Origin of the sequence: Micromonospora sp. WMMD812, assembly GCF_027497215.1 — a bacterium.
In the GTDB taxonomy this organism is placed as follows: Bacteria; Actinomycetota; Actinomycetes; order Mycobacteriales; family Micromonosporaceae; genus Micromonospora.
The window spans coordinates 6,501,140-6,517,695 of the sequence record NZ_CP114904.1 but is presented as its reverse complement, the minus strand read 5'-3'; the positions used below and the strand labels follow the sequence as shown (position 1 = coordinate 6,517,695).

The following is a 16,556-nucleotide window of genomic DNA, read 5'->3' as shown; positions in this document are numbered from 1 at the left end:
TCCACCGATATCTCATCTAGCGTTGAGTTCAACAGATGATGAGTTTCTCGGGAGGCGGGCGATGGACGAGGCGATCGTGGTCCGTGACCTGGTCGTCAACCGGGGCCGGCGACGGGTGCTGGACAGCATCAGTTGCGTGGTCCCGCGCGGCGCGGTCACCGGGCTGCTCGGGCCCAGCGGCAGTGGCAAGACCACGCTCATGCGCGCGGTGGTCGGGGTGCAGGTGGTCGCCGGCGGCACGGTCACCGTGCTGGGCCAGCCCGCCGGGGCCGCCGCGCTGCGGCGGCGGGTCGGCTATCTCACCCAGGCGCCCAGCGTCTACGCCGACCTGACCGTACGCGAGAACACGCGCTACTTCGCCACCCTCTACGGGCGTGGGCAGGCCGACGCCGACCGGGCGATCAGCGACGTCGGGCTCGGCTCGGCCGCCGGCCAGCTGGTCGGCAACCTCTCCGGCGGCCAGCGCAGCCGCGCCTCGCTGGCGTGCGTGCTGGTCGGCCGGCCGGAGCTGGTCATCCTGGACGAGCCGACCGTCGGCCAGGATCCGGTGCTGCGGGCCGACCTGTGGGCGCAGTTCCACGCGATGGCGGCGACCGGCACCACCCTGCTGGTGTCCAGCCACGTGATGGACGAGGCCGCCCGCTGCGACCGGCTGCTGCTGATCCGCGAGGGGCGCCTGGTCGCCGACGACACCCCGGCCGCGGTCCGCGCCGCCGCCGGCGTCGACGACCTCGACGAGGCGTTCCTGCGGCTGATCAAGGCGGCCGAGACGGGCGCCGGTCGCGCGACCGGCACCACCGTCCTGACCGGCGAGAGCGGAGGGGAGACGTCGTGAACCCGCGGATCCTGGCGGCCACCACCGGCCGCATCCTGCGTCAGCTGCGCCACGACCGGCGCACCGTGGCCCTGCTGGTGGTGGTGCCCGCCGTGCTGCTCACCCTCGTCTACTACATGTACGCCGACCAGCCCACCCCGCCCGGCCGACCGAGCACCTTCGACCGGATCGCGCTGGTGATGCTCGGCTTCTTCCCGTTCATCATCATGTTCCTGGTGACCAGCATCGCCATGCTCCGCGAGCGCACGACCGGCACGCTGGAACGGCTGCTCACCACGCCGCTGGCCAAGGCCGACCTGCTCTTCGGCTACGGCATCGCCTTCGGGCTGGCCGGCGCGGTCCAGGCCACCGTCGCCTCCGCCGTGGCGTACTGGGTCTTCGGCCTGGACACCGCGGGCAGCATCGGGCTGGTCATCATGGTCGCCGCGCTGAACGCGGTGCTCGCGGTGGCGCTCGGGCTGTTCTGCAGTGCCTTCGCCCGCACCGAGTTCCAGGCCGTACAGTTCATGCCGGTCGTGGTCGCTCCCCAGCTGCTGCTCTGCGGGCTCTTCGTGCCCCGCGGCGAGATGGCGGGCTGGCTGCAGGCGATCAGCGACGCGCTGCCGCTGTCGTACGCCGTCGAGGCGCTCCAGGAGGTCGGCGCGCACGCCGAGCCCACCGGCACCATGTGGCGGGACGTGGCGATCGTCGCCGGCGCCACGGTGCTGGCGCTGGTGCTGGCCTCGGCCACCCTGCGGCGGCGCAGCGGCTGACCCGGTCCGGGCCCGTCGCGGCGCGGCGGCGGGCCCGGGGTGCCGACCCGGGACGCCGGGCAGCCCGGACTCCCGGGCCGACCGGGACCGGCGCCGCGCGGGCAGCGGGACGGCCCGTCGTCGGACGGCGGCGGGTGGACGAGCGAAGGGCGGCGATGACGCGGCGGACCGGCCGGCGACCCGGCAATCCCGACACCCGGGAGGCGATCCTCGGCGCGGCCCGCGCCGCGTTCGCCGAGCGCGGCTTCGACGCCGCGTCGATCCGGGCGATCGCGGCCGCGGCCGGAGTGGACCCGGCCCTGGTGCACCACTACTTCGGGAGCAAGGACCAGCTCTTCCTGGCCGCGATGCGGGCCCCGGTCGACCCCCGGGAGCTCCTGCCGACGGTTCTCGCGGGTGACCGCGACGGCCTCGGCGAGCGGCTGGTCCGGATGTTCCTCGGGGTGTGGGACTCCCCCGCCGGCTCGGCCGGGGTGGCCCTGCTGCGGTCGGCGGTCAGCAACGAGTGGACCGCCCGGCTGCTGCGGGAGTTCCTGACCACCCAGGTCCTGCGCCGGGTGCTCGACCACCTCGACGTCGACCCGGCCGAGCTGCCGCTGCGCGGGTCGCTGGTGGCCTCGCAGCTGATCGGGCTCGCCATGATGCGGCACGTGATCCGGCTGGAGCCGGTCGCCTCCGCGGCCCCGGAGACGCTGGTCGCCACCGTCGGCCCGACCGTCCAGCGCTACCTCACCGGCGAGCTGCCCGGCTGAGCGCACCGCGCCACCAGACCGGGTCGCCGGCAACGCATCCGGAGGCGGGCGTCCTACCCGGCGGCGGCGCGGGGACAGACCATCGGGTGCAGCAGATGGGCCAGCTCGTCGTGGTCGGCGACCGGGTGCGGGAACTCCAGCCGGACCCGCCGCCGGGCGCCCGGCCGGCCGAGGGCGACCACCAGGCCGTACCGGTCGATCCGGACCACCCGGGGCGGCCCGTCCCCGCCGTCGTCGGTCAGCCCGAGCTGCCGGCGGAGGTAGCCGGTCACCTCGGCGCTGTGGTGGTCGGCGAGGTCGGCCAGCAACTCCGCCTCGAGGTGGTGCAGCGGATCCGGCTGGGCCGCGGCGTACGCCTCAGGGTCGATCCGATGGCCGGCGCCGGCGCGCTCCCAGCGGGCCTCGACCACCTCGAACCGGAACAGCCGGAACCGGGTGCCCAAATCGAGCAGGTCGCCGGTCGGCTCGACGGCGGCGAAGTCGACCGCCGCGGCGCGCGCCTCCTCCCCCCGCAGCTCGGTCGCCCAGCCGGAGACCCAGGCGCGGCCGAGCGTCGGCGCGCCGGCCGCGGGCGGCAGGTCGAGCACGTCGAGGACGAGCGCGACGTCGTCCTCGCCCTCGGCGGGCCGCAGCGCGGCGGCCAGGTCGCTGACCACCGGGACCAGCAGCAGCACCTGCCCGTCCGGGTCGGTGACGTGCCGAACGTGGTGCGGGCCCGGCCGGTGCGCCAGGTGGACGAGGCCGGGCAGCCGGCCCGCGACGAGGGTGCGGACGATCTCCGCGGGGCTGGGCCGCATGGCACTCACTCCTTCATAGGTTAGCCTTACCTAACTAGCACCCTAGAGCACCCGATCGGAGAGGTCCACCGTGAACCAGTCCCGGCCCAAGGTCCGGCTCTCCCGCGCCCTCGGAATCCCGTTGACCACGAAGTGCGTCAAGTACTTCGAGCGCCGCCCCTTCCCCCCGGGCGTGCACGGCCGGCAGCGCCGCAAGACGTCCGACTACCAGGTGCGGCTGCTGGAGAAGCAGCGCCTGCGCCACCAGTACAACGTCAGCGAGACGCAGCTCCGCCGCACCTTCGACGAGGCGGTCCGCGGCGCCGGCAAGACCGGTGAGAGCCTGGTGGCGCTCCTGGAGCGGCGGCTCGACGCGGTGGTGCACCGCGCCGGCCTCGCCCGCAGCATCTACCAGGCGCGTCAGCTGGTCGCCCACGGCCACATCACCGTCGACCGACGCAAGGTCGACCGGCCCTCGTACCGGCTGCGCCCCGGGCAGGTGGTCGGCGTCCGTGAGCGCAGCCGCGAGTCGCTGCCGTTCCAGCTCGCCGCCACCGGCGCCAACCGCGGCGACGGGCCGGGCCAGCCCTACCTCTCCGTGGACCTGACCGCGCTGCGGGCCACACTGCTGCGGGAGCCGGCCCGGCACGAGGTGCCGGTGATCTGCGACGAGCAGCTGGTGGTGGAGTTCTACTCCCGCTGACCCGGCACGGCGGGCCGCCGCCGCGGCGCGGCCCGCCGCCGGGCACCGGGACGGCTCAGCGGGTCTGCTCCAGCCAGGAGGCGTACAGCAGGCCGTAGGTCGACTCGGGGTCGCGGACCAACTCGTCGTGCGGGCCGCGCTGCACGATCCGACCCCGGTCCACCACGATCACCTCGTCGGCGGCCTGGGCGGTGGAGAGCCGATGCGCGATGGCGAGCGTGGTCCGCCCCCGGGTGACCGCGTCCAGAGTGCGCTGGAGACGCACCTCGGTGGCCGGGTCGACCGCGCTGGTCGCCTCGTCCAGCACCAGCAGGTCCGGGTCGGCCACGTACGCGCGGGCCAGCGCGACCAGCTGCCGCTCCCCCACGCTCAGCGCCTCGCCGCGCTCACCGACCGGGGTGTCCAGCCCGGCGGGCAGCCCGTCCAGCCAGTCGGCCAGGCCCAGCTCGCCGAACGCCGTGGTGAGCTGGTCGTCGGTCAGGTCCGACCTCGCGAAGCGGACGTTCTCGCCGACCGTGGCGTCGAAGAGGAAGCCGTCCTGGGGCACCATCACCACCCGCGAACGCAGCGAGGCGAACCGCACCCGGTCCAGCGGCACCCCGGAGAGGAGCACCGCGCCCTCGGTCGGGTCCATCAGCCGGGTGAGCAGCTTCGCGAACGTCGTCTTTCCGCTGCCCGTCTCGCCGACCACCGCCACCCGGCTCTTCGCCGGGATCTCCACGTCGATCTCGTGCAGCACGGGCGGCCCGCCCGGATAGGCGAAGCCCACCTCGGCGAAGCGGATGTCCAGCGGCCCGGACGGCAGGTCCCGCCCCTGCTCGCCCGGGTCGGCCACGTCCGGCTTCACGTCCAGCACGTCCAGCACCCGGCGCCAGCCGGCGATCGCGTTCTGCGCCTCGTTGAGCACCTCGGTGGCGATCTGCACCGGCTGGATGAAGAGCGTGACCAGGAAGAGGAACGCGGTCAACTGACCGATCGAGAGCGTGCCGTCCACGCCGAGCGTGACCCCCAGCACCACCACGCCGGCCAGCGCCAGCCCGGCCGCCAGCTCACCGACGGAACTGCCGAGGATGCTGATCCGGATGGCACGCTGCTGTGCCCGGCGCTGCCCGTCGATCGCCTCGTCCAACCGCCGGGCGGTACGGCCGGCGATGCCGTACGCCCGGATCACCGGCGCGCCCACCACGCTCTCCCCGATCGCGCCGAGCAACGTGCCGGTGCGTTGCCGGACCGTCCCGTACGCCACGCCGAGCCGGCGCTGGAGCTGCCGGATCACGAGCACCGCGGGCAGGAACGCGGCGAACACCACCAGGGTCAGCTGCCAGGAGTAGGCGAGCATCACGATCGTGGTGACCACCAGCTGACCGAGGTTGACCAGCAGGATCACGCCGCCCCACTGGAGGAACTGGGTGATCTGGTCGACGTCGCTGGTGACCCGGGAGACCAGGGAGCCGCGCCGCTCGGACTGCTGGTGCAGCATCGACAGGTCGTGCACGTGCCGGAACGCGCGGGTCCGCACGCCGGCCAGCGCGGTCTCGCTCACCGTGAACAGCCGGCGCATCATCAGGTAGCCGCAGAGCGTGGTCACCACCAGGATGGCCGCCGTCACGGCCACGACGGCCCAGACCACGTCGAGGTCCAGCCCGCCGACGATGCCGTGGTCGATGCCCTGCTGCACGGCGACCGGCACGGCCACCCGGCCGATCATGTAGACCAGGGCCAGCGCGAGGGTGCCGATCAGCCCGGTCCGCAGCTCCGGGGAGAGCGCGAGGCCCCGGCGCAGCGTCCGCCAGGTCGACTCGACCTCCTCCGGCCGTTCCGTCCCGTCGCTCACCGGGTCCGCCTTTCGTTCGCGACTGCGGGGCTCCGCTGCGCTGCACTCCTCGCGCTCACCGGTCCACCTCCATCTCGAGGCCGGACGTCAGTGGGGCGACCTCCTCGTCGTACGGCTGTTCCTGGGCCGACCGCTCCACCTCGGCCTGTTCGTACGCGGTGACCAGGTCGGTGTACCCGGGCACGGTGGCGAGCAGCGCGGTGTGCGTGCCGCGCGCCACCACCCGGCCCTGCTCGATGTAGATGACCTCGTCGGCCAGCGCGATGGTGGCCCGCCGGTACGCCACCACCAGGATCGACGTGGCGGTCGCTCCGGACCGGTCGGCCGCGCGCAGCCCGGCCAGGATGGCCGCCTCGACCCTCGGGTCGACGGCGCTGGTCGCGTCGTCGAGCACCAGCAGCCGCGGCCGGCCGGCGAGGGCCCGGGCCAGGGTGAGCCGCTGCCGCTGCCCACCGGAGAGCGACGTGCCGCGTTCGCCGACCATCGTGTCCAGCCCGTCGGGGAGGGCGGCGACGAAGCCGTCCGCCTCGGCCAGCCGCAGCGCCGCCCAGACGTCCTCGTCGTCGATGCCGGGCCGGTCCAGGGTGATGTTGGCGCGGACGGTGTCGTCGAAGACGAACGGCACCTGGGCGACGAGCGCCGCGGTGCGGGCCAGCGACCCCGCGGTGAGCTGCCGGACGTCCACCCCGTCGAGGGTGACGGTGCCCGACCGCGGGTCGACCAGGCGCACGGCCAGCGACGCGATGGTGGACTTGCCGGCTCCGGTCGGCCCGACCAGCGCGACCGTGCGGCCGGCCGGCACGGTGAAGGAGACCTCGCCGAGCACCTCGGCGCCGGGCAGGTGCGCCTCGGCCGGCTCGTAGGCGAAGCTCACGTCGGCGAAGCCGAGGGTGGCCCCGCCCGGAGTGGCGGGGTCGAGTTCGCGGTCGCCGTACGGCATCTCCCCGGTGGCGTCGAGGACCCGGCGTACGCGGTCCCAGCCGGCGACGCTGCGCGGCAGCTCGGCCAGCACCCACCCGATCGCCCGCACCGGGAACGCCAGCACGGTGAACAGGAACGCCACGCTGACCAGCTCGGCAACGCTGATGGCGCCCTGCCGCAGCCGGAACGCGCCGACCACCAGCACGGCGAGGGTGCCGAGGCTGGGCAGGGTCTCGAGCATCGGGTCGAAGACGCCCCGCAGCCGGCCGACCGAGATCAGCGCGTCCCGCAGCTCGCCGGCCCGGCCGGCGAACCGGGCGGTCTCCTGCGCCTCCCGTCCCATGGTCTTGACGACCAGCGCGCCGTCGAAGCTCTCGTGGGCGATCCCGCTGACCTCGGCGCGGAGCCGCTGGGCCCGCGCCTGCCGGGGCGCCATCCGGCGGGAGTAGACCACGTTGAGCGCGAACAGCGCCGGGAAGACCGCCAGCCCGACCAGGGCCAACGCCCAGTCGGTGACGAACAGCGAGACGACCGCGCCGACGAGCATGACCAGGGTGCCGACCGCGAAGGGCAGCGGCGCGATCGGGTACCAGGTCGCCTCCACGTCCGAGTTGGCGTTGGAGAGCAGCGTGCCGGTGGCGTTGCGGTGGTGCCAGGAGAGGGGCAGGTCCAGGTAGCGCCGGGTGACCCGCCGCCGGTACGCGGCCTGGAGGCGGTACTGCATGTAGCCGGCCCCGAGCCGGCGACCGAAGATGCCGACCACCCGCAACACGCTGATGCCGAACAGCGCCGTGGCGGCCAGCACGAGCGCGGCCACCCCGACCGAGCCGCGGGCGATCGCGGGGACCACCACGTCCCCGACCACCGCGCCCACGACGTACGCGCTGACGACGACCAGGCCCCCGAAGAGCACGCTGCCGGTGACCGCGACCGTGAAGATCCGTGGCTGTTCCCGGATCGCCCGCCCGAGGACCGCGAACCCCCGACCGAGCACGTCCCGACTTGTCCCGCTCGCCACGCTCTCCCCCGCCGTAAGCCGCAATTATCTCCCCCATCCTTACCGGTCGGGGCCCGGCCCCGCCGTCCGAGCGGATATGTCGGCGGTCACGTACACCGGGCGGCGGGTCTCCGGCGCCGCGCCGGCGAGCCGCCGGCGGCGTCCGGGCCTACCATCGGGGCCATGCCGCGGTACGCCCGAGCCGAGCGCGAGGCGCTGGCCGATCTCCTGCTGACCGTTGGACCGGACGCGCCGACCGTGGCCGAGGGGTGGTTGACCCGCGACCTCGCCGCGCACCTGGTCCTCCGGGAGCGCCGCCCGGACGCCGCGGGCGGCATCGTGCTCCCGCCGCTGCGCGGGTACGCCGAGCGCGTCCGCCGGCGGTTCGCCGCCCGGCCGTTCGCCGAGTTGGTGGCCCAGGTGCGTCGGCCGCCGCTCTGGAGCCCGGTGAGCAACCCGCTCGTCGACGAGCTGACCAACACGATGGAGTTCTTCATCCATCACGAGGACGTGCGCCGGGCCCGGCCCGGCTGGCTCCCCCGCGACCTGCCCGCCGGCCTGCAGTCCGCGCTCTGGCGGCGGGCCGCGCCGCTGGCCCGGCTGGCGCTGCGCCGGTTCCCCGCCGACCTCTACGTGCAGGCGCCCGGACACGGCGACCTCTCCGTCGGTCGGGGTGGCGAGCCGCTGCGTGTGGTCGGGGCGCCCGCCGAACTCACGCTGTTCCTCTCCGGCCGGCAGCGGGTGGCCCGGGTCCAGTTGGACGGACCGGCGGCGTCCGCACATCGGTTGCGCACCGCCAGCCTGGGAATGTAACCGACTGTACGTAAACGGTCACTAACCGTTCGTCATGCATTTTGCACCCAGCGACCCGCACCGATCCGTACTCCCGTACGCTTTCCCGCGCGGTATCACTCCGGGACGGCGCGACTGGGGGAACATGCGGACCTTCGCGGTCTCGGCGCTGCGGGAACCCCCCTTCCCCGCACGGCGCCACGAGGGCAGCGACGTGGTGGCCGGGGAGACCACCGCGTGGGCGGAGAGTTTTGGGCTGATCGGTTCCGGACATCGGCTGAGCCGGCTGCGCCGCGCCGATGCCGCCGGCCTGGCCGGGCGGGCCTACCCGGACGGACCGCTCGACCGGCTCCGTCTCCTGACCGACCTGATCTCCTGGCTGTTCGTGATGGACGACGCCTGCGACGAGGACGGCCTCGGTGACGCGCCGACCCGGTTGGCACCGGTCGTGGCGGCGCTGCTCGACGTGCTGGACCGGCACGGCGAGGCGACGGCCGCGCCGGCCGACGCCGGTCCGCTCGGCGCCGCCCTGCACGACCTCTGCCGACGGGTCCGGGCCCGCGGGCACTCGCCCCTCCTGCTGCGATTCGTCGCCCGGCTGCGGGACTATCTGCTGGCGCTGCTGTGGGAGGCGGCCAACCGGGAGCACCGGCGGGCGCCGGGCGTGGCGGAGTACGTCCAGATGCGGCGGCACACCGGCGGCGTCCATCCCAGCTTCGCCCTGACCGACCTCGCCCTGGACGGGCTGCCCGGCGCCGCGCTGCGCAGCGACCCGGCGCTGCTCGCCGTCGACACCCTCGCCGCCGACCTGGTCTGCTGGTGCAACGACGTCTTCTCCTACGGCAAGGAGCGGGCCGCCCCGGACGGGCACAACCTGGTCACGGTCATCGCCCGGGAGTCCGGCCGGGACGAGGCCGGGGCGCTGCGGGCGGCGGCGGACCGGTTCAACGACGCGCTGGCGGCGTACCTGGTGGCGGAGACCGACCTGCTGGCGACCGGGGAGGCGGCGCTGCGCCCGGTGCTCGCCGCCCGGCGCAACTGGATCCGGGCCACCTACGACTGGTCACTGGTCGCCGCCCGGTACGCGTGACCGTTCCGCCCGCTGGGACGGAACCCTTGGACGATCACCCGGGCTAGCCGTGACGGGGCGTGACGCAATACCCTTCGGTAACCACCATGACGTGACGACCGTCACGCCACACCCCCGAAGGCGGCACAGCGATGGCTCTCGATGTACCGTACCGTTCCATCCCCGACATGTTCCTCAAGCGCGTGGCGGCGACCCCCGACCGCCACGCTTTTGCCCACCCGGCGGCCGACGACTCCGGGCCGGTCTGGCTGACGTGGGAGCAGGTCGGACACCGGGCCAAGGCGATCGCCGCCGGGCTGCACGGCCTGGGCGTGGGCCTGGAGGACCCGGTCGCGATCCTGGCCAACACCCGGTTGGAGTGGGTGCTCGCGGATTTCGGCATCATGTGTGCCGGCGGAGCGACCACCACCGTCTACCCGACCACCGAGCCGGAGGACGCGACCTACATCATCGCCGACTCGGCCTCCCGGGTGCTCTTCGCGGAGAACCCGGCCCAGGCGGCCAAGGTCTCCGGCGCCGACCTGCCCGCGTTGACGCACGTGGTGCTCTTCGACGGCACCCCCGACCCGGCCGCCGCCGTCCCCCAGCTCACCCTCGCCGAGCTTGAGGAGCGGGGCGAGCGGGCGCTCACCGCCGAGCCGGATCTGATCGACATGATCGTCGCCGGGATCGGCCCCGACCACCTCGCCACACTGATCTACACCTCGGGCACGACCGGCCGGCCCAAGGGCGTCGAGCTGCTGCACGGCGGCTGGTGCTGGGAGGGCGTGGCGCAGGCCGAGCTGGGGTTGCTCCGCGAGGACGACCTGCAGTACCTCTGGCTCCCGCTGTCCCACTCCTTCGGCAAGACCCTGCTCTGCGGTGCGACCCACGTCGGCCTGCCCACGTACGTCGACGGCCGGGTCGACCGGCTCGTCGACCTGCTCGGCGTCGTCAAGCCGACGCTGATGTGCGGTGCGCCGCGCGTGTTCGAGAAGGTCTACAACAAGTCCGTCACCACGGCGCAAGACGCCGGCGGCGCCAAGGCGAAGATCTTCGCCTGGGCGGTGCGGGTCGGCAAGGAGAAGGTCGGCCTGGAGCAGGCGGGCAAGCCGGTGCCGGCCGGGCTGGGCCTGCGCTACCGGCTGGCCGAGAAGCTGGTGTTCAGCAAGCTCCAGGCCCGACTCGGCGGCCGGATCCGGGTGCTCGTCTCCGGCGCGGCGCCGCTCAGCCCGGAGATCGCCACGTTCTTCGCCGCCGCCAACCTGCCGATCTCCGAGGGCTACGGGCTGACCGAGACCAGCGCCGGTAACTTCGTCAACCCGCCGGAGGGGCTGCGGATCGGCACCGTCGGCACCGCGATGGGCGACCTGGAGTGCCGCATCGACACCGACGGCGAGATCCTGGTCCGCGGCCGGCCGGTGATGCGGGGCTACCACAACCTGCCGGAGGAGACCGCCGCCGCGTTCACCGAGGACGGCTTCTTCCGCACCGGTGACATCGGCAGCCTCGACGAGCAGGGCTACCTGCGGATCACCGACCGGAAGAAGGACCTGGTCAAGACGTCCGGCGGCAAGTACATCGCGCCGTCGCACATCGAGGGCATGTTCAAGGCCATCTGCCCGTACACCTCGCAGGCGATCGTGATCGGTCAGGCCCGCAACTTCTGCACCATGCTGGTCACCCTCGACCCGGACGCGATCAAGGGTTGGGCCGCCGGCACCCCGCTGGAGGGGCGCGACTACGCCGCGATCGTGGCCTCGCCCGAGGCGCAGGCCATGGTCGACGGGTACGTCGCCCAGCTCAACGCGAAACTCAACCGCTGGGAGACGATCAAGAAGGTCACCATCCTGCCGCGCGACCTGACGATCGAGCACGGCGAGATCACCCCGTCGCTGAAGATCAAGCGGCGCGGTGTGGAGAGCAACTTCGCCGCCGAGATCGACAAGATGTACGAGGGCACGCTCGCCGAGCTGTGACCCACCCGCGGCCCGTCCGGCCCCGTCCCGCCCGGGACGGGGCCGGTCACGTCGGTCCGTCGGGGCAGCTGGCCACCGCGTCCGGCCGGGCCCTCGCCCGGCCGGCGCGAGCACAGCGCCCTCAGGCGATGACCGCGGGCTCCCGCCACTGGGGCCGGGCGGCCCGGTCCAGGTCGTAGCGGACCGCGGCGATCCGGCCCACCGCCTCGACGAGGTCGGCCGCCGGCAGCGTGAACGGCAGCCGCAGGAACCGTTCCAGCGTGCCGTCGAGCCCGAACCGGGGACCGGGGGCCAGGCGTACGCCGACCTCCTCGGCGGCTCGGGCCAGCGCGCTGGAGATCGGCCCGTCCAGCTCCGCCCAGAGCGTCACCCCGCCGTACGGCACGGTGACCCGCCAGTCCGGCAGCCGCGCGGCGAGCGCGTCGAGCAGGGCGTCCCGCTGGGCGGCGAGCTGCGCCCGCCGGGCCGCCACGATGACCGGCGCGTCGGCCAGCAGGTGCACCGCGACCAACTGGTCCAGCACCGGACTGGCCATGTCCACCCCGACCCGGGCCGCGGCCAGGCGCTGCACCTGCGGCGCGGAGGCGCGTACCCAGCCGATCCGCAGGCCGCCCCAGTAGGGCTTGCTCATCCCGCCGATGGAGATCACCCGGGAGTGCCGGTCGAAGGTCGCGACCGGCGGGGGTAGCTCGGCGCCGTCCAGCGGCAGGTCCACGAAGGACTCGTCGACCACCAGGTCCGTCCCGGCGGCGTGGGCCGCGGCGACCACCCGCTCGCGCAGGTCGGTGGGCATCAGGTGGCCGGTGGGGTTGTGGAACTCCGGGATCAGGTACGCCAGCTTCGGCCGGGACTGCCGGATGCTGCCGAGCAGCAGGTCCGCGTCCCAACCGGCGCCGTCCGCGGCCAGGCCGTGGGTGGTGATCCGGGCGCGGCGGGCCGCCAGCGCGGCGAGCGCGTTCGGGTAGGTCGGCGACTCCACCAGCACGCTGGCCCCGGGTGCCAGCGCCAGCCGCAGCACCAGGTCGAGCGCGTGCTGGGTCCCGTTGGTCACCATGATCTGGTCGGCCGAGGTGGGCAAGCCCCGCCGGGTGTACCCGCAGGCCACCGCCTCGCGCAGCTCGACGATCCCGGTCGGGTGGTAGCCGGCGCCCCCGAGGTAGCGGGGCAGGTCCTCGGCGGCTGCCCGGGCGGCCGGCACCAGCTGCGGCGGCGCGGACAGCGCGGCGCAGCCGAGGTCGATCATGTCGAGGTCGTCCTGCGGGGTCCACAGCCCGGAACTCGCCACCCGGTGGTTGCCGGGCAGCATCGTCCAGCTGCCCGCCCCCCGGCGGCTGGCCAGGTGGCCGGTCTCCCGCAGCTGCCGGTACGCGGCCGTGACCGTGGTCCGGCTGATCCGCAGCGCCTCGGCCAGCTCCCGCTCGGCGGGCAGCCGTACGCCCAGTGGCAGGCGGCCGTCGGCGAGCAGCCCGCGGACGGCGCCGGCGAGCGCGGCGTAGTCGGGGCTGCGCCGACGGCCGGGGAGGGCGTGCCACTGCCCGAGCAGCCGGGCCAATTGGACACCCCGCACCTGACTCGTCATGGCCACTCCTCGGAGATTGGCTCTATGCTCGGCGGATTGGCCCCTAGGGTGGCATGCATGGCAGCGATTGGCAATCTGCGGCACCGGCCGGCGCGGCGGTTGACCCAGCTCTATCTCGGGCTGGCCCTCTACGGGGTCTCCATGGCCCTGATGATCCGGTCCGGCCTCGGCCTCGACCCGTGGGACGTGTTCCACCAGGGACTGTCCCGGATCACCGGGCTGTCCTTCGGCACGGTGACCATCGCGGTCGGCGCGGTCGTCCTGCTGCTCTGGATCCCGCTGCGGCAGCGCCCCGGCCTCGGCACGGTCAGCAACGTGGTGGTGATCGGGCTGGTGGTGGACGCGACGCTGGCCCTGCTGCCGACGGGTGGGCCGCTCTGGGCCCGGATCGGGCTGCTGGTCGTCGGGATCGTGGCCAACGGCGCGGCCACCGGGCTGTACCTGGGCGCCCGGCTCGGCCCCGGCCCCCGGGACGGGCTGATGACCGGCTACGTCGCCCGCCGACCCGGCCGTTCGATCCGGCTGGTGCGGACCGTGATCGAGGTCACCGTGCTCGCGCTGGGTTGGCTGCTCGGCGGCACGGTCGGCCTCGGCACCGTCGCGTACGCGCTGAGCATCGGCCCGCTGGCCCAGCTGTTCATCCCCCTGTGCGCCGTGGCGGACCCGGACGTCGACCCGTCCGGACGGGTCGCGGCGCAGCCGGCCGGCTGACCGTCACGCACCGTCCGGCGCACACCACCGCGTGGTGGCGACGCCGGGACGGGTGTTCCCTTCCGCGATCCGTGGCGGCATCATCACTGCATGGGGGAGAGCGGATGGCGCCGGAGCGACGCCTGGATCTTCGTGTCGTTGGTCATCGCGAGCGGTGCCGGCCGGCACCGCCGGGCCGCGTCCAGCCGCCGGCCCGAGGGCGTACGCCTGGCCGACGTGCTCTCCACCGCCGACCACCTCAACCAGTCCATTCCGGAGCGGCACGAGGTCGAGGCGGCGGTACGCCGGCTGGTCGGCGCCGGGCTGGTCAGCGTCGCCGACGGCTGGTTCCGGATCACCGCCGAGGGTGAGCAGCTCTGGCGCAGCCGGCCGAGCGCCGGGCTGGCGACCACGGTGGACACCGTGCAGGGGGTGCTGAGCCGGCGGCACGCGCCGGTCAGCGCCGACTGGACGCTCGACGAGGCCGACCACGCGGCGGCGGTGCAGGAATACGTGGTCCGCTCGATCCCCACCCCGCGGCGCTCGCCGGAGGGGTGATCCGACCGCTTCAGCGGACGGGGTGACCGTCTCGGCGCAGCGCGTCCTTTACGTCGGCGACGGTCAGCTCGCCGAAGTGGAAGACGCTGGCGGCGAGCACCGCGTCCGCGCCGGCGCTGATCGCCGGTGGGAAGTGCGCCACCTCGCCCGCGCCGCCGCTGGCCACCACCGGCACGTCGACCACCCGGCGGACCGCGCCGATGAGCTCCAGGTCGAAGCCGGCCTTGGTGCCGTCGGCGTCCATCGAGTTGAGCAGCAGCTCGCCGGCGCCCAGTTCGGCGCCGCGCCGGGCCCACTCGACGGCGTCCAGCCCGGTCCCCCGCCGGCCGCCGTGCGTGGTCACCTCGAAACCGCTCGGCGTGGTGCCGGCGGGCGCGCGGCGTACGTCCAGCGAGAGCACCAGCACCTGGCGGCCGAACCGGTCGGCGATCTCGGCGATCAGCTCCGGCCGGGCGATGGCGGCGGTGTTCACCCCGACCTTGTCCGCCCCGGCGCGCAGCAGGGTGTCGACGTCGGCGACCCGGCGCACCCCGCCGCCCACGGTCAGCGGGATGAAGACCGACTCCGCGGTGCGCCGCACCACGTCGAGCATGGTGCCGCGGTCGCTGCTGGAGGCGGTGACGTCGAGGAAGGTCAGCTCGTCCGCGCCGGCCCGGTCGTACGCCGCGGCCAGCTCCACCGGGTCGCCGGCGTCGCGCAGGTCGAGGAAGTTGACGCCCTTGACCACCCGCCCGGCGTCCACGTCCAGGCAGGGGATAACCCGTACCGCCACCGTCATGTCGCCGAGCCTATCCCGCCCGCCGGTGGCCAACCCGGAGCCGGTGACCGCGCCCACCGGCCGGGACGGCCCGGGGCTCCGCGGTCGGCAACCGCGGGCCCCGGGCGCGTGGGGTCAGAGGCGGACCAGCATCTTGCCCAGGTTCTCGCCGCGGAGCAGGCCGAGGAAGGCCGCCGGGGCGTTCTCGATGCCGTCGACGATCGTCTCGTCGTACGAGACGCGGCCCTCGCGGAGCCAGCCGGACATCTCCCGGACGAACTCGTCGCGCAGGTGGCCGTGGTCGCCGACCAGGAACCCGCGCAGGGTGAGCCGCTTGCCGATGAGCAGCGCCAGGTTGCGTGGCGCGGCCGGCGGCTCGGCGGCGTTGTAGTGGGCGATCATGCCGCAGATCGCCACCCGGCCGTGCGGGCGCAGCGCCGAGATCGCCGCCTCCAGATGGTCGCCGCCCACATTGTCGAAGTAGACGTCGATGCCGTCCGGCGCGGCGGCCTTCAACGCGTGGCGGACGGGGCCGTCGTGGTAGTCGAACGCCGCGTCGAAGCCGAGCGCGGTCAGCCGCTCGACCTTCGCCGCCGAGCCCGCGCTGCCGACCACCCGCGCGGCTCCCTTGAGCGTGGCGATCTGCCCCACGAGGCTGCCCACCGCACCGGCCGCGGCGGAGACGAAGACGGTCTCCCCCGGCCGCATCCCGGCCACCTCCAGCAGCCCGGCGTACGCGGTCAGCCCGGTCATGCCGAGCACGCTCAGGTACGCGGTGACCGGCGCCAGCCCCGGGTCGACGATGCGGGCGGACCCGGCGTCGACCAGCGCGTACTCCCGCCAGCCCAGCCCGTGCAGCACCACGTCGCCGGGGGCGAACCCGTCGGCCTCGCTGGCCACCACCTCGCCGACCACGCCACCGTCCAGCGGCGCGTCTAGCCGGAAGGGCGGCACGTAGGACTTGACGTCGTTCATCCGCCCGCGCATGTACGGGTCGACCGACATGTACTGGTTACGGACCAGCAGCTGGCCCGGCCCCGGCTTGGGCATCTCGGTCTCGACCAGCCGGAAGTTCTCCCCGGTCGGCCAGCCGTCGGGGCGGGACGCGAGGTGGATCTCCCGGTTCACGCCGGTCACGCCGTCCGCCGCACGGTAAGCGCGACCTCGATGTTGCCGCGGGTGGCGTTGGAGTAGGGGCAGACCTGGTGCGCCTGAGCTACCACCTGCTCGGCGGCGGCCCGCTCGACGGCGGGCAGGTCGACCACGAGCGTGACGGTCAGCCCGAAGCCGCCGCCGCCGTTCGGGCCGATGCCCACCTCCGCCTCGACGACCGAGTCGGTCACGTCGGCCTTCGCCCGGCGGCCGGCCAGCCGCAGCGCGGAGTGGAAGCAGGCCGCGTAGCCGGCCGCGAAGAGCTGCTCGGGGTTGGCGGCTCCGCCGGCCCCGCCCATCTCCTTCGGCACGGCGAGGTCGAGGTCGAGGGTGCCGTCCGAGGTGGTGACGTGGCCGTCGCGGCCGTCGCCGGTGGCTCGGGCGGACGCGGTGTAGAGGACCTGCATGGC

General features: G+C 74.2%; 16 protein-coding genes. 9 read left to right on the top strand and 7 right to left on the bottom strand.

Annotated features, from left to right (window positions below; translation table 11 throughout):
- Positions 1-61 precede the first annotated feature (61 nt).
- The 3 genes from O7603_RS30180 to O7603_RS30170 all read left to right on the top strand — a co-directional run bounded on the left by O7603_RS30180 (position 62) and on the right by O7603_RS30170 (position 2,339).
- A complete protein-coding gene (locus O7603_RS30180; RefSeq protein ID WP_281573108.1) occupies positions 62-835 on the top strand; it encodes an ABC transporter ATP-binding protein in 774 nt (257 codons plus the stop codon).
- Positions 832-1,587, top strand: a complete 756-nt coding sequence (locus O7603_RS30175) for an ABC transporter permease (protein WP_281573107.1) — start codon at positions 832-834, stop codon at positions 1,585-1,587. The genes O7603_RS30180 and O7603_RS30175 overlap by 4 nt, the downstream gene beginning before the upstream one ends.
- A gap of 155 nt (positions 1,588-1,742) precedes the next feature.
- Entirely contained in the window at positions 1,743-2,339 is a 597-nt protein-coding gene (locus tag O7603_RS30170) for a TetR family transcriptional regulator (protein ID WP_281573106.1), read from the top strand.
- 53 nt (positions 2,340-2,392) lie between these two features.
- On the opposite strand, the gene O7603_RS30165 is transcribed toward O7603_RS30170, so the two are convergent.
- Positions 2,393-3,136, bottom strand: a complete 744-nt coding sequence (locus tag O7603_RS30165) for a DUF2470 domain-containing protein (RefSeq protein WP_281573105.1) — start codon at positions 3,134-3,136, stop codon at positions 2,393-2,395.
- Positions 3,137-3,206: 70 nt separating this feature from the next.
- Here O7603_RS30165 and rpsD point away from each other — a divergent pair, with 70 nt between their 5' ends.
- Positions 3,207-3,818, top strand: a complete 612-nt coding sequence (rpsD, locus tag O7603_RS30160; protein WP_281573104.1) for a 30S ribosomal protein S4 — start codon at positions 3,207-3,209, stop codon at positions 3,816-3,818.
- A 55-nt stretch (positions 3,819-3,873) separates the two neighbouring features.
- On the opposite strand, the gene O7603_RS30155 is transcribed toward rpsD, so the two are convergent.
- Entirely contained in the window at positions 3,874-5,652 is a 1,779-nt protein-coding gene (locus O7603_RS30155) for an ABC transporter ATP-binding protein (RefSeq protein WP_281573103.1), read from the bottom strand.
- Positions 5,653-5,707: 55 nt separating this feature from the next.
- Entirely contained in the window at positions 5,708-7,591 is a 1,884-nt protein-coding gene (locus tag O7603_RS30150) for an ABC transporter ATP-binding protein (RefSeq protein WP_281573102.1), read from the bottom strand.
- A gap of 162 nt (positions 7,592-7,753) precedes the next feature.
- On the opposite strand from O7603_RS30150, the gene O7603_RS30145 reads away from it, so the two are divergent.
- The 3 genes from O7603_RS30145 to O7603_RS30135 all read left to right on the top strand — a co-directional run bounded on the left by O7603_RS30145 (position 7,754) and on the right by O7603_RS30135 (position 11,410).
- Positions 7,754-8,383 carry a TIGR03085 family metal-binding protein gene (locus tag O7603_RS30145; protein ID WP_281573101.1) on the top strand — a complete coding sequence of 210 codons (630 nt, stop codon included), beginning with the start codon at positions 7,754-7,756 and terminating at the stop codon, positions 8,381-8,383.
- A gap of 124 nt (positions 8,384-8,507) precedes the next feature.
- Positions 8,508-9,452, top strand: coding sequence for a terpene synthase (locus O7603_RS30140; protein WP_281573100.1), 945 nt, complete (start codon positions 8,508-8,510; stop codon positions 9,450-9,452).
- 131 nt (positions 9,453-9,583) lie between these two features.
- The gene (locus tag O7603_RS30135; protein WP_281573099.1) at positions 9,584-11,410 is read left to right on the top strand and encodes a long-chain fatty acid--CoA ligase; all 1,827 of its coding nucleotides are present in this window, start codon (positions 9,584-9,586) and stop codon (positions 11,408-11,410) included.
- A 121-nt stretch (positions 11,411-11,531) separates the two neighbouring features.
- Here the strand turns inward: O7603_RS30135 and O7603_RS30130 are convergent, their stop codons facing one another.
- Complete coding sequence (locus O7603_RS30130; RefSeq protein WP_281573098.1) at positions 11,532-12,989, bottom strand: PLP-dependent aminotransferase family protein; 1,458 nt, start codon at positions 12,987-12,989, stop codon at positions 11,532-11,534.
- Between the two features lie 57 nt (positions 12,990-13,046).
- Here O7603_RS30130 and O7603_RS30125 point away from each other — a divergent pair, with 57 nt between their 5' ends.
- Both O7603_RS30125 and O7603_RS30120 read left to right on the top strand, forming a co-directional pair.
- On the top strand, positions 13,047-13,700 hold the full coding sequence (locus O7603_RS30125; RefSeq protein WP_281573097.1) for a hypothetical protein: 654 nt from the start codon (positions 13,047-13,049) through the stop codon (positions 13,698-13,700).
- A 90-nt stretch (positions 13,701-13,790) separates the two neighbouring features.
- Entirely contained in the window at positions 13,791-14,237 is a 447-nt protein-coding gene (locus O7603_RS30120) for a hypothetical protein (protein ID WP_281573096.1), read from the top strand.
- 10 nt (positions 14,238-14,247) lie between these two features.
- Here the strand turns inward: O7603_RS30120 and hisF are convergent, their stop codons facing one another.
- From hisF to O7603_RS30105, 3 genes are all read right to left on the bottom strand, one after another.
- Positions 14,248-15,015, bottom strand: a complete 768-nt coding sequence (hisF, locus tag O7603_RS30115; protein ID WP_281573095.1) for an imidazole glycerol phosphate synthase subunit HisF — start codon at positions 15,013-15,015, stop codon at positions 14,248-14,250.
- Positions 15,016-15,129: 114 nt separating this feature from the next.
- Positions 15,130-16,131: an NADP-dependent oxidoreductase gene (locus O7603_RS30110; RefSeq protein WP_281573094.1), complete on the bottom strand. Its 1,002-nt coding sequence runs from the start codon at positions 16,129-16,131 to the stop codon at positions 15,130-15,132.
- A complete protein-coding gene (locus O7603_RS30105) occupies positions 16,128-16,553 on the bottom strand; it encodes an organic hydroperoxide resistance protein (RefSeq protein ID WP_281576872.1) in 426 nt (141 codons plus the stop codon). Before O7603_RS30105 ends, O7603_RS30110 begins: the two co-directional genes overlap by 4 nt.
- Between the last annotated feature and the right edge of the window lie 3 nt (positions 16,554-16,556).

Bases quoted from the DNA above. Each gene is read 5' to 3' on its own strand.
- O7603_RS30165 (WP_281573105.1), bottom strand. From the start codon at position 3,136: ATGCGGCCCAGCCCCGCGGAGATCGTCCGCACCCTCGTCGCGGGCCGG.
- O7603_RS30145 (WP_281573101.1), top strand. From the start codon at position 7,754: ATGCCGCGGTACGCCCGAGCCGAGCGCGAGGCGCTGGCCGATCTCCTG.
- hisF (WP_281573095.1), bottom strand. From the start codon at position 15,015: ATGACGGTGGCGGTACGGGTTATCCCCTGCCTGGACGTGGACGCCGGG.
- O7603_RS30135 (WP_281573099.1), top strand. From the start codon at position 9,584: ATGGCTCTCGATGTACCGTACCGTTCCATCCCCGACATGTTCCTCAAG.
- O7603_RS30140 (WP_281573100.1), top strand. From the start codon at position 8,508: ATGCGGACCTTCGCGGTCTCGGCGCTGCGGGAACCCCCCTTCCCCGCA.
- O7603_RS30180 (WP_281573108.1), top strand. From the start codon at position 62: ATGGACGAGGCGATCGTGGTCCGTGACCTGGTCGTCAACCGGGGCCGG.
- O7603_RS30125 (WP_281573097.1), top strand. From the start codon at position 13,047: ATGGCAGCGATTGGCAATCTGCGGCACCGGCCGGCGCGGCGGTTGACC.
- O7603_RS30170 (WP_281573106.1), top strand. From the start codon at position 1,743: ATGACGCGGCGGACCGGCCGGCGACCCGGCAATCCCGACACCCGGGAG.
- O7603_RS30130 (WP_281573098.1), bottom strand. From the start codon at position 12,989: ATGACGAGTCAGGTGCGGGGTGTCCAATTGGCCCGGCTGCTCGGGCAG.
- O7603_RS30105 (WP_281576872.1), bottom strand. From the start codon at position 16,553: ATGCAGGTCCTCTACACCGCGTCCGCCCGAGCCACCGGCGACGGCCGC.
- O7603_RS30120 (WP_281573096.1), top strand. From the start codon at position 13,791: ATGGGGGAGAGCGGATGGCGCCGGAGCGACGCCTGGATCTTCGTGTCG.